At 51.6% G+C, this 12,772-nt stretch carries 11 protein-coding genes; 8 read left to right on the top strand and 3 right to left on the bottom strand.

Annotation, left to right across the window (positions count from 1 at the left end):
• Positions 1-14: 14 nt before the first annotated feature.
• Entirely contained in the window at positions 15-944 is a 930-nt protein-coding gene (locus AArcSt2_RS02690) for a phosphatase PAP2 family protein (protein ID WP_174652637.1), read from the top strand.
• A 27-nt stretch (positions 945-971) separates the two neighbouring features.
• Here the strand turns inward: AArcSt2_RS02690 and glnA are convergent, their stop codons facing one another.
• The gene (gene glnA, locus AArcSt2_RS02685) at positions 972-2,345 is read right to left on the bottom strand and encodes a type I glutamate--ammonia ligase (RefSeq protein ID WP_174652638.1); all 1,374 of its coding nucleotides are present in this window, start codon (positions 2,343-2,345) and stop codon (positions 972-974) included.
• 125 nt (positions 2,346-2,470) lie between these two features.
• Between glnA and lrp the strand changes: the two genes are divergently transcribed.
• A complete protein-coding gene (gene lrp, locus AArcSt2_RS02680; protein ID WP_250582740.1) occupies positions 2,471-2,929 on the top strand; it encodes an HTH-type transcriptional regulator Lrp in 459 nt (152 codons plus the stop codon).
• Between the two features lie 16 nt (positions 2,930-2,945).
• Here the strand turns inward: lrp and AArcSt2_RS02675 are convergent, their stop codons facing one another.
• On the bottom strand, positions 2,946-4,025 hold the full coding sequence (locus AArcSt2_RS02675; RefSeq protein ID WP_250582738.1) for an aminopeptidase: 1,080 nt from the start codon (positions 4,023-4,025) through the stop codon (positions 2,946-2,948).
• 106 nt (positions 4,026-4,131) lie between these two features.
• Between AArcSt2_RS02675 and AArcSt2_RS02670 the strand changes: the two genes are divergently transcribed.
• On the top strand, positions 4,132-5,151 hold the full coding sequence (locus AArcSt2_RS02670; RefSeq protein WP_250582736.1) for a threonine aldolase family protein: 1,020 nt from the start codon (positions 4,132-4,134) through the stop codon (positions 5,149-5,151).
• Here the strand turns inward: AArcSt2_RS02670 and AArcSt2_RS02665 are convergent.
• Positions 5,148-7,445, bottom strand: coding sequence for a GAF domain-containing sensor histidine kinase (locus tag AArcSt2_RS02665; RefSeq protein WP_250582734.1), 2,298 nt, complete (start codon positions 7,443-7,445; stop codon positions 5,148-5,150). The genes AArcSt2_RS02670 and AArcSt2_RS02665 overlap by 4 nt on opposite strands.
• Before the next feature lie 120 nt (positions 7,446-7,565).
• On the opposite strand from AArcSt2_RS02665, the gene alaS reads away from it, so the two are divergent.
• From alaS to AArcSt2_RS02640, 5 genes are all read left to right on the top strand, one after another.
• Positions 7,566-10,334: an alanine--tRNA ligase gene (gene alaS, locus AArcSt2_RS02660; RefSeq protein WP_250582732.1), complete on the top strand. Its 2,769-nt coding sequence runs from the start codon at positions 7,566-7,568 to the stop codon at positions 10,332-10,334.
• Positions 10,335-10,401: 67 nt separating this feature from the next.
• On the top strand, positions 10,402-11,190 hold the full coding sequence (locus AArcSt2_RS02655) for an alpha/beta fold hydrolase (protein ID WP_250582730.1): 789 nt from the start codon (positions 10,402-10,404) through the stop codon (positions 11,188-11,190).
• Between the two features lie 65 nt (positions 11,191-11,255).
• Complete coding sequence (locus tag AArcSt2_RS02650; RefSeq protein WP_250582728.1) at positions 11,256-11,969, top strand: type 1 glutamine amidotransferase; 714 nt, start codon at positions 11,256-11,258, stop codon at positions 11,967-11,969.
• Positions 11,970-12,043: 74 nt separating this feature from the next.
• Entirely contained in the window at positions 12,044-12,337 is a 294-nt protein-coding gene (locus AArcSt2_RS02645) for a DUF7853 family protein (protein WP_174652645.1), read from the top strand.
• Between the two features lie 60 nt (positions 12,338-12,397).
• Complete coding sequence (locus AArcSt2_RS02640; protein ID WP_250582726.1) at positions 12,398-12,757, top strand: 4Fe-4S dicluster domain-containing protein; 360 nt, start codon at positions 12,398-12,400, stop codon at positions 12,755-12,757.
• Positions 12,758-12,772 lie beyond the last annotated feature (15 nt).

Genomic DNA, 12,772 nt, shown 5'->3' with positions numbered 1-12,772 from the left:
CACTGTCGCACTGTATGCTTCAATATACCGTCCTGTTTCATGTTGCCAGCAGTGTTCCCGAGGTACTGATCCCCGTTTTTGTTCTCATTACGCTATTGGGTGACGCTGTGCTTTTGTTTGCAGTGTTGTCGGTACTCTACTGGCTTGCTCCTGAGTCGATTCCTGACGCACGCCGAATCGCAATCACGATTGTTGGTCTTGCGGTTGCTGCACTTGCGGTGACACTGACAATTAAATCGGTTACTGCAGTTCCACGGCCTCCAACAGTTCCGGAGGCGCCTCTGTGGTTGCCTGAGTTTGCAACGACACTAATCCGCTCGGAAACGGCAATTGATGGATATGGCTTTCCCAGCGGTCATGCGATCGCTGCAACGGTTTTTTACGGTGGGTTTGCGCTACTGCTTCGCGTCTGGACACGTCGCCGGCGGTGGCTTGCTGCGGGAGCGTTTATTTTTGCAGTCGGTCTCTCCAGGGTTGTGATCCAAGTTCACAATCCGATTGACGTCGTTGCGGGTATTGGACTCGGCGTTGTACTGCTTGTATTCACTGCTCAGTTTGTTCTGCAGCCTGATCGATCGCTCTCACCGATGCCGTTGTTTATTCTTGCGGGGGCTATTGCAGTTGCTGGATTGGTTGTTTCAACATCCCAAGGACATCCGCGTGAAGCGACACAGGCTGCAGTGTCGATCGGGACCGCTCTTGGGGGTGTTCTTGTATGGATGCGCTACGGTACTCAGGCGGTGTTTGCACCACCGCTCCGGCTCCGTGAACTTGCGATCGTATTGCCACTCACCGGTGGATTATGGATTACTGCATACAGTGTTTCGCTCCCGATCGTTGTGACAATCTTCCTGAGCGCTGCCGCAATTGGCTGTATTATATTGGCACCGCTATTTGCTGGGTGGGTTCAAAAAAATCCGGTATCTTCGAATGTCGATGCGTGAATAGTAGTACGCCGAGTTCGTTCTGTGTTAGAACGTTTCGAGGTATCGATCGAGCTCCCACTGGGAGACTTCGATGATGTAGTCTTCAAACTCGGATTTCTTTGCTTCGACAAACTTCGGTCCGATGTGCTCACCAAGCGCACCGTAGATAACTTCGTCTTCCTCGAGTGCGTCGACTGCCTCACCGAGGTTCGTTGGAAGGGTCTCAATGCCGTATTCTTCGCGTTTCTCCTCATCGAAGTCGTAGATGTTCTCACGGACTGGATCCGGTGCTTCGAGATCATTCTCAATACCCTCAAGACCAGCGTGAATGAGCGCGGCGAATGCAAGGTATGCGTTACACGATGGGTCAGGGAAGCGAGCCTCAATACGGCTTGCTGCTGGCACACGTGCGGCTGGTTTACGGATCAGTGCTGAACGGTTACGATCGGACCATGCAATGTACACCGGTGCTTCGTATCCTGGAACAAGCCGTTTGTAGCTGTTCACTGTTGGGTTTGAAATTGCGGTGATCGCTGGTGCGTGCTCAAGGATTCCTGCAAGGAACGAGTGTGCGGTCTCGCTCAGGTTGAACTCATCATCATCGTCATGGAATGCGTTGTTGCCATCCTCATCAAACAGCGAGATGTGGGTGTGCATTCCTGAGCCGTTGATGCGGGCGATCGGCTTTGGCATGAACGTTGCGTGTAGATCGTGCTGTGCGGCGATCGCACGAACCACGGTTCGGAAGGTTCCGACGTTGTCTGCGGTTGCAAGGGCATCGTCGTAGGTGAAGTTGATCTCGTGCTGTCCCTGTGCCACTTCGTGGTGGCTTGCCTCAATCTCGAAGCCCATCGATTCGAGACCGTAGATGATGTCACGACGGACATCCTGTGCGAGGTCTTTTGGTGCGAGATCAAAGTACCCACCTGCATCGTTTGTTTTCGTTGTTGCACGCCCATCCTCATCCTCTTCGAAGAGGAAGAACTCCGGCTCCGGTGCCGCGTTGACCGTGTATCCCATCTCTTCTGCGCGTTTGAGCGTCTTTTTGAGGATATATCGTGGGTCACCCTCGAACGGCTCGCCTGTTGAGGTGTTGATTACATCACAAATAAGACGTGCTGCGGCGCTGTCTTCCTTTTTCCTCCATGGGAGAATCGCAAACGTTTCTGGGTCCGGTTTGAGACGCATATCGGACTCTTGGATACGAACGAACCCTTCGATTGAGGATCCGTCGAAATAGATCCCCTCAGTAAATGCTTTCTCTGCCTGACGTGCTGGGACAGAGACGTTTTTCACCGTACCGAGAATATCTGTGAATTGTAGCCGAAGGAAGTCGACTCCTTCTTCTTCAATTTTGTCAACTACTTCCTGCTCTTTAGCGGACAATCCACCATCAGTTACGATGTTTTCTTCCGTCATGTTCTGAACATTCCCAAAGAATACTGCCAGTATAAAGACCTTATCGCTTAGTGCAATAACCCCGAGTCTTGCTCAGAATTGGATATTCGTAAAATTCTAATGCCCCCAGTGTGACCTGAAGTGTAATGACGTACGAAAACCTGGACGCCAAGTTGATCAATGCACTGTTAGGCAATGGGCGAGCAAGTCTCAGAAGCCTTGGTGAAGAACTCGATGTTTCTGTCACAACCGTTTCAAATCATCTACGTGATCTTGAATCGGAGGGTGTTGTCAGAGGATATACACCGATCGTTGATTATGGTGCACTTGGATACGATGTCACGGCAATTATTCAGCTCAAAGTTGAGGGAAGTGCACTTCCAGAGATTACAGACCGGCTCCGTGAACAGAAACAGATGATCAGTGTCTACGAGGTGACGGGTGATTACGATATTATTGCGATCGGTAAATTCACAGACACCGACGGGATGAACGATCAAATCAAAGAGCTGCTAACTGATGTTGATATCCGCGAGTCGAACACAAGCGTCGTGCTCAATGCGGTTGCGGAGAATCAGCAGTTCGAACTCGACGCCACCGAGTAATTCTCGTTCAATTCGCTTAGAACTCGTCTTCGAACACAAACGTTCCGTTCCGTTGGACGACCTCGCCATCTACCTCGATGGTTGAGTCTTCGCTCATATCGACAATCATGTCAACATGCTCTGCAGACTCGTTAAGTTCATTCTCCTCACTAACCGTCTCTGGGTATGCGGCACCAACTGCCATGTGGACGGTGTCACCCATCTTCTCATCAAAGAGCATGTTGTAGGTGAACTGATCGATCGCTCGATTCATTCCAATTCCAAGCTCACCAAGATAGCGTGCACCATCATCAGTCTCTAAGATACCTGTGAGCAACGCTTCATTTCGTTCTGCGCTATGGGAGACAACTTGCCCATCCTCAAATGTTAGGCGGACACCTTCGATCTCACGCCCGTAGCGATAGAGTGGCAGATCAAAGTACACCGATCCGCTCACGCTCTCTTTGACTGGCGCAGTAAACACCTCTCCACCAGGGAGGTTCTTTTCACCGTAGTCGTTAAGCGTCGAATTTCCAGCAACAGACATCGTCAGGTCGGTCTCCTCACCCGCGGTGATTCTGACCTCATCTGCAGGGTCAAGAACCTCGACCATATTCGCTTGGAACTCCCGTTGTGTGTCCCAGTCGAGAGACACCGCATCCCAGACGAAATTTTCGTAGCCTTCGGTGCTCATTCCAGCTAGTTGTGCGTGACCGCTTGTCGGATACTGCGTGAGACACCAGCGTTTTGAGAGCCGCTCTTTCTGTACTGGCTTCATCGCACGGCGATAGGCTGCATTTGTCTCTGGCGGGACGTCACTTGACTCTGTTACATTCGACCCACCACGTGCAATAATAAACGCATCCGCATCCTCGTAGAATGAAAGTTGGTGCGCTGGTGTTTCGAACTCCTCGCTTGAGCGCAAATAGCCTCGATCGGCACGCCCCGAATTAGCAATCCAGATTGGATTGGCTCCGATATCTCCACACTGTTCATACAGTGCCACTGCGAGGTCTTCTGCTTCCGGAGGGAGTTGAATAACAACGTTGTCGCCAGCTTGCAGCGAGACCGAATGTTCGACGATCGTTTCCGCGTGCTCGCGGATTCGTGGATCCATGCCAAAGAGTGGCGAATACTGCCGTGAAGTCCTTTCGATCCCATCCCTCAGTTGCCCATAGTTCCGGGACCGCTGGCTATTTGCACCCACCAAGAGTGCACTCTGTATGATTGACCTTCGCAGTGATACGGTTACCAAGCCAAGCGATGAAATGCGCGACGCAGCTCGAAACGCCGATGTTGGCGATGATGTCTATCGCGACGATCCAACAGTAAACCAACTCGAAGCTGCAGCCGCCGCCGCAGTCGGCATGGAAGCCGCACTGTTTGTCCCATCAGGAACGATGGGCAATCAGATCGCAGTGCGTGTCCACACAGAGCGTGGTAATGAACTGCTTTTAGATTCAGAGTCTCACATCTACCGCTGGGAGCTTGCTGGTGCTGCACAGCTTGCACAGGTACAAACACGAATTATTGACTCAGGCGACCGTTGTGTCCCAACGCCTGCACAGATTCACGACAACTACGTAGCAGAGGATCTCCACCGTCCGGGGACTGGCCTTCTCACGCTCGAAAACACACACAACTACCGTGGTGGTACTGCGGTCCCAAAAGATGCGATCGATGCTGCAGCAACTGCGGCACACGAACTCGATGTCCCTGTCCATCTTGACGGTGCTCGATTGTTCAATGCTGCTGTTGCCCTTGAGACACCTGCTCCAGACCTGCTTGAGCACGTCGACACGGTTATGTTCTGTCTCTCGAAGGGACTGGGCGCACCGATCGGTTCCATCCTTGCTGGCCCACAATCATTCATTGATCAGGCCCGACGAACGCGAAAACTGCTTGGTGGTGGGATGCGGCAAGCAGGGATCATCGCTGCACCAGGACTGCTCGCGCTTGAGAACATCGACCGGCTCGGAGACGATCACAAACGAGCAACCCGCCTCGCAGCAGGGCTTGATGAAATCGCGGGACTCGCAGTTCCAACACCGGATACGAATATTGTTGTCGTTGACAGCAGCGATGCAGACCTCTCTGCGTCGGAGTTCGTTGCTGAGTGTGCTGGTGTGGATGTGTTGGGTGGTGCTTTTAACGAATACATCACACGGTTCTGTACCAACTGGGACGTAACTGATGCCGATATTGATGTAGCAATTGACCGAATTGATTCGGTTCTTCACTAACGGTTTGTTCTCGTTACTGAAGATGTATCTTCGGTGCCGTTTGACGCTGAAACGTCGGTAACAAATTCAAATCGTGCACCACCAACGTCTCCCGTATGAACGGTACAGTCCCAGCCATGTGCATCTGCAATACGCTCTGTGATGGCAAGGCCGAGTCCAGTTCCATCCTCCATCGTTGTGTATCCGGTCTCAAATATTCGTTCGATACTTTCTTGACCGATTCCAGGTCCATCGTCAGCAACGTAGAATCCACGTTCATTATCGATCGGCCCAATCGTCACTTTGGTTGTAGGACCTGCGTGTTCGATTGCATTCCGAAACAGATTCTCAAAGAGCTCTAATAGCCGCCCTCGATCGGCTTTAAGTGTGATTGTTTCGTCGATTTCCAACACTGCCTCTTTTGTATCGACGTTGTCCCACGCTTGGTTTGCGATTGAGAACAGATCGAGCGTGGTCTGTTCTTGGATCTCCGTACCTTTCCGTGCTAATAACAAAAGGTCTCCCACCAGTGTATCCATCCGATTAATTGCATCACTCACTTGCATAAGATATGCATCCTCGCCAGTCTCGCGCGCAAGTTCGAGATAGCCCGACGCAACATTGATCGGGTTTCGGAGGTCATGGCTTACAATACTTGCAAACTCATCGAGCTGCTTGTTTTGTGCTGTGAGCTCTTGTTCTCGCTCTTTTTGTGTTGTGAGGTCGGTGTAGATTGCATATCCATTGACATTTTCCGCATCGAGTTGAAGCGGAACAACGTGTAATAAAAAGTATCGCGAACCATCTGCAGCGATTCGCTCAACCTCCACTCGAACATTGTCACCGGCTTGCAACCGTCTATTTAGCCGGTCTGCCTCTGCCTGTTTTAACGGGTCATCTGTCGGCAGTATGAATTCGTCCAAACTCTTTCCAAGAACGGTTGTTTCCTCATATCCAAATACCCGCTCAAATGCGGTATTGACCCGTTTGATAATTGGCTCACCATGGCGATACTCGAATGCAACGCCTGCATCTGGGATGTTTTCAAACAGCGTTGCGAGTCGATCGCGTTCGGCGTTCCGTTTTTGTTCGGCAAGAATCCTGTCGAGCGTCTCTCGAACATGTGATGCTAACAACTCACCGAGCTCTTTATCTCGATCTGTGAACGCATCTGGATCGGTTGAAACTGCTTGAAAGACGCCAAACTCTCCAATCGGGATGCTTATTCCTGATCGATACTCCGCCTTCTGTGGATTTGACTTTGTATCTGTTGCGAGATCGCTCACCACTCTTGATTCACTGTTCCGATAACACCACCCGCATAGTCCCTCGGAAATATGCATTGGTGCTGCATCATCTGGCTGTGCATTTGTGGAGTACGCACGTGGGGTCAGGTACTCGCCATCGACATCCATCACAACGCATCGGTCGAACGAAAGAATTCGCTCTGCAATATCGACCATTGTCTCAAATGCATCCTGCTCCTCAATAACCGTTGCAAGCGTTGTTGCGCCTTCTTGTAGATTCTCGGTCCTTCGTCGGCTCTCCCGAAGTTCGCTTTCTGACTCAATGCGTGAGAGTGTGCCAACCGCATACGTTGCAAGGAGTTCTGCGAGTTCAAGATCACGTTGTGTGAAGCTATGGGTCTCAGCACCAATGACTTGCAGTACACCATACTTTCCAATAGGGACGCTAATGCCCGATCGGTACCGCTGGCGCGCGGGGGTTGCCGATGATTCGGCCCCTAAGTCGTGGATAAGTGTCGATTTCTTAGTTCTGTATGTTTCGCCAAGCTGGCCATATTTTAGTGGCCGTGGGCCAACCTCCTTGCTCACTGAAAACTTTGGAATGAACATCTCATTCTCAACAATTCCAAGATAACAGTCTTCGAACTCAAGCACGCGGTTTGCAACCTCACCAATACGCGTGTAGACCTCTTCGTGTGTCTCGGCAGTTATTAGCTCAGTTGCCGCTTCGTGGAGGCGATCGATCCGGGACTGTTCGTCCCGCTGATTCCGTACTGCAACTCGAACCTGTTCTACAGCCATTTCGATCTGAGACGGTCGTATCAGTGCATCAACTCGGTATGATTGACCGATCGAATCCACAGACTCATCCCCACAGTAGACGACTGGTGTATCCACGGTTGTCGTAAGCAATTCAGTCGTCACAATACAGTCTGCCTCGACGATTGTTGCCCTGTTTGCTGGTGGTGTTTTTGTCTTGACAGTAAATGCTGGTGACAGCGTTGTCTCAAGTGCCTCCTGAAGGTCTTCTGTTGTGAGTAGCAAGACATTCTGGATCCTGTCAGACATTCAGTGTTACCTACTGGCAGAAAGAATGTAAACCACTGTAATAACAGTTACGCCGCCGAGCATCATTTGACAGGCTTGGCTCGAAAGTTCTTTAGACGGTCATGAGCCAACTGTTGAGTAATGAGTTCACTAGAGGAGGAATACCGCCTCGATTATTTTGCGGAGGAAGGCTTCGAACGGAAGGAGTGTTCCTCCTGTGGGGCACACTTTTGGACACGCGACCACAGTCGGGAACTGTGTGGAGAGCCACCGTGTGAAGATTACAGTTTCATTGACAATCCCGGATTCGATGAGGAGTTTACGCTCACTGAGATGCGCGAAAAATTCCTCTCATACTTTGAGGGACACGATCACGCGCGCATTGATCCGTATCCCGTTGCTGCGAACCGGTGGCGCGACGATGTTCTTCTGACACAAGCATCGATCTATGATTTCCAGCCGCTCGTTACATCCGGACAGACTCCACCACCGGCAAATCCCCTAACGATTTCACAGCCGTGTATTCGGATGCAGGATATCGACAACGTGGGCAAAACCGGCCGTCACACAATGGCGTTCGAAATGATGGCGCATCACGCGTTCAACACGCGCGAAGACGCAAATAAAGAGTACGCCTACGAGGGCGAGGTGTACTGGAAAGACGAAACCGTCGAATACTGTGATGGATTCTTTGAGTCACTTGGTGCAAACCTTGATGAAATTATTTACATCGAGGATCCATGGGTTGGTGGCGGTAACGCCGGGCCTGCGATCGAAGTCATCTACAAAGGTGCCGAACTCGCTACACTCGTTTTCATGTGCATGGAGAAGGACCCTGATGGCGAGTATGAGATGAAAGATGGTAACCGCTACTCCTTCATGGACACCTACATCGTCGACACCGGCTACGGGCTCGAACGATGGACGTGGATGAGTCAAGGAACGCCAACCGTTTATGAAGCGGTCTATCCGGATACGATCGCATTCCTCAAAGAACACGCTGGGATCGAACACACCGACGAACAGGAAGCATTGATCCATCGTGCTGCAAAGCTCGCTGGCCGGATGGACATTGATGAGGCCGAAGATATGGAATCTGCGCGCAGTGAGATCGCCGATCGGCTCGATGTTCCAACCGAAGAGCTTGAGACGCTCATGGAGCCGCTCGAAGATATCTATGCGATCGCCGATCACTGTCGGACTCTCGCGTACATGTTTGGTGATGGGATTGTCCCATCAAACGTTGCAACTGGATACCTTGCACGAATGGTCCTCCGCCGCATGAAGCGGCTTGTTGACAATGTTGGCGTTGATGCGCCGCTTGATGAACTTGTAGATATGCAAGCAGAGCGACTCGGTTACGAAAACCGAGATACAATCCGCGACATTGTCCGTACCGAGGAGAGAAAATACAAAAAGACGCTCGAACGTGGCGGTCGAAAAGTCGAACAGCTTGCAGATGAGTATGCAAGCAGCGACGAGCCAATTCCTATCTCGGAACTGATTGAACTGTACGACTCACACGGCATCCAACCGGACATGGTCGAAGAGATCGCAACCGATCGAGGCGCAATCGTCTCAATTCCGGATGACTTCTACTCGCTTGTCGCCTCCCGCCATGATGATGTTACCAACGCAGGAGATACTGCCGAGGAGGACGAGCGACTTGTTGACCTCCCAAAAACCGAGAAACTCTACTACGATAATCAACAGCGGACCGAATTTGAAGCCATTGTGCTTGATGTTTTCGAGCGCGATGAGGGGTACGATGTTGTCCTCGATCAATCAATGTTCTACCCAGAAGGTGGTGGACAGCCAGCCGATCATGGGACGTTGACCACTGATGATGTCACCGCAGAAGTACTCGACGTTCAGATTCGCGATGACGTGATTCTACATCACACCGATCGCGACCCTGGGAAGGGTGAGTTTGTCCGTGGACAGATCGATATCGATCGTCGCCGCCGCCTCATGCGCCACCACACTGCCACACATATTATTGGACATGCCACCCGACAGGTTTTAGGAGATCACATTCGTCAGGCTGGCGCACAAAAAGGTACTGCAAGCTCACGGATGGATGTTCGCCACTACGAGCGAATCACTCGTCAGGAAGTCAAACAGATCGAGCACATTGCAAATCAACTCGTGATGGAAAATATCTCCGTCAAACAGGAGTGGCCACATCGAAACGAGGCTGAAAAAGCGCATGGATTCGATCTCTACCAGGGTGGAATTCCACCGGGAGCAAACATCCGCTTGATTCATGTCGGTGACGACGTGCAGGCATGTGGAGGCACACACGTCAGCCGAACTGGTGAGATTGGGACAATCAAAGTGCTCAAAACGGAGCCCGTACAAGACGGAGTCGAACGAATTGTCTTTGCGGCTGGCGAGGCTGCCATCGAGGCGACGCAACGAACTGAAGACGCACTCTATGACGCCGCAGACGTGCTTGACGTAACACCACTCGACGTCCCAGAGACTGCAGAGCGGTTTTTCACCGAGTGGAAAGAACGGGGCAAAGAGATCGATCGACTCACAGAAGAGCTCGCAGAGGCCCGTGCAGCCGCAGGTGCCGACGAAATCTCGATCGATGGTGTCCCAGTCGTCATCCAGCGCGTTGACAGCGATCCAGGAGAGCTTCGAGCGATGGCAAATGCGATCGTCGACGATGGGACTGTCGCTGTGCTTGGTTCCGGCGCTGGCGGCAGTGCACAGTTTGTTGTTGGCGCACCTGCTGATTCCGGTGTGAACGCTGGTGAGGTTGTTGGGCAACTTGCAGGCAAAGTGGGCGGAGGCGGTGGCGGCCCAGCCGACTTTGCACAAGGCGGGGGCCCAGACGTTGATGCACTCGATGAGACACTCGAAAGTGCTGAATCAGTCCTCAAACAGCTCCTAAACGCTTGAAACGGACACAGGTACCAATAATTTCCGAAGTCGACATACACTAACCACTGAACAACTAACCGCAACTGTGCCGACTGTCAACGTCTCAGACGCAGAGATTTATTATGAAGCAAGTGGTGACGCTGCGGAGACCGTCGTCTTTCTTGGTGAAATTGGTTTTGGTGCATGGGCGTGGGGATGGCAGTATCGTGCATTGACCGGGCCGTATCAGACAATTGTGTTTGACACACGCGGGTGTGGTCAATCGCAAACACACACAACGGAGTTCGATTTTGAGACGCTCGTCTCGGACCTTGTCTCGGTTCTTCGTGCAACAGACACTCGATCTGCACATCTTATTGGGTGTGGCCTTGGTGGGGCCGTTGCACTTATCGCTGCTAAGACAACAAACCGGGCCAAAACACTCACACTCATTGGAACCGCAGCAACCGGATCGGAGCTACCACTGTCGCGACTCGCTGCGGATCCACAGGACCACGCCGCACTCAGGGACTCAACAACCACCGCAGTATCTGCCGCTTTTGCGGACGAACAGCCGACTGTTATTGAGCAGATTATCGAGTGGCGATCGAGCGAAGATGCCTCACTCAAACAGTGGAGTGCACTTGCAGAAACGTGCTCTGCGTACGATGCAACACCATTGTACGAATGTACTGTCCCATCGCTTGTCTTGCATGGGGAAGTTGACCAGATTGTACCGCTTGAAGCCGCCAATGCGCTTGCGGACGGCCTCCCACGTAGTGAGTTGATTCCGATCGACAGTGCAGGACATCTTCCACAGATCGAACACTCTCGTGTCGTAAACGATCATATTCTTGGCTTTCTTGACGAACAGATTGAGGACGGATACTATTGACTAGAGATCGGCAGAAGTCGTTTCCGGCGCAAAGCACTTTATACCGGGGTACATATCCGTTGGTAATGACTAATTTGCGATTTGCACTATTGAATGCTGCCCACGATGGAGCCGACACGCGTCGAAACTTCCGTCGTGAACTAGATGCCGATCTTGTCGAATTTCATGCACCGGAAGGAGAACTCCCAACACACTTTGCATATGATGCGGTTGTCGTGACCGGCTCTCGATCGTCAGTCTACTGGGATGAGCCATGGATCGAGCAGCTCATCGACTACGTTAGTGATGCTGCAGCACGTGACATTCCAGTTCTTGGCGTCTGTTACGGGCATCAAGTGCTTGCAGAGGCGCTCGGTGGCGCTGTTGACGCAATGGGCGAGTTCGAGATTGGATACAATACAGTTGAGAAAGTCGCTGAGGACTCTCTTTTAAACGGTATCACTCGCGAGTTTACTGTCTTTACGACGCACGGCGACGCCGTTGTCGAACTGCCGCCGGATGCAACACTGCTCGCAGAGAACGAGTACGGAATTCATGCATTTAGAAAGGGTCACTGTTACGGTGTCCAGTTCCACCCAGAGTACGATCGCAACACAGCAGAGTCGGTTACCAAAGGGAAAGAAGAGCGAATTGGGTCCGATCGGGTCGCATCCGTGCTTGAAACCATCACTGCAGAGAACTACAACAAAGCCTGTGAGGTAAAATCGCTATTTGAGAACTTCACTGCGTATGTTCGTGAGTTACAGACAACCCATGCTGATACTGAAGCGACTGCCTGATTGAATAGTTTCCATGAGGCGTGTTAACTTCAGCCACACTTTTATATGACAAGCGAGTAGCTGTCGATGATGAGATGACGCCATCTACGCACGATCACACACCTGCACTCAGTTACTCACGCGAGGATGCGTGGTTGTTGCACGCAGCGCTGCTTTCATACCTCGATCGCGAAGCAGCATCTGGTCGTGATACAACACCAATCGCTCAGCTACTAATTTCGATCGAAACAGGACAATCAAAGTTTGATCGACATGAGCTGAAAATACTCCGAGATGCGCTTGTTTCACATATTACAGAGGCATCACCCCACGAACAGGCTAGATCTCGCGAACTCCTTTGCCAAATCAATAGCATACTGCGCACATAGTCCCTAAACACAACCGCAGAGATGTGTGCTTAAATAGCTCACACACGCAGTGAGTAACTAATGGGAATTGATCCAAACTTCGACACCAATCAACCAAAAGCGACCGCGGATGATTTTGCGGCGATGGAGGATGCAGGTGTTGAGTTCGATGACGAGATTGATGTCTGGGGGCTTATTGACCCGCCAGAGAAACTCGGTATTCACGGGACACACGTTGCGGTCGACTATGACATCTGTATCGCGGATGGTGCTTGTCTGGAAAACTGTCCGGTTGACGTATTCACATGGGTTGACACGCCAGACCATCCAGAGAGTGATACAAAAGTCGAACCAACCCGTGAAGATCAGTGTATTGACTGTATGCTCTGCGTCGATATCTGTCCTGTCGATGCGATCGATGTTGACGCGAGCCGGAAATAACGAGCCGCTACCGGA

The sequence above is a fragment of the Natronocalculus amylovorans genome (assembly GCF_023638035.1).
GTDB classification, from domain to species: Archaea; Halobacteriota; Halobacteria; order Halobacteriales; family Haloferacaceae; genus Natronocalculus; species Natronocalculus amylovorans.
Note: the sequence above shows the minus strand (reverse complement) of the source record. Positions and strands in the feature narration are given on the sequence as shown.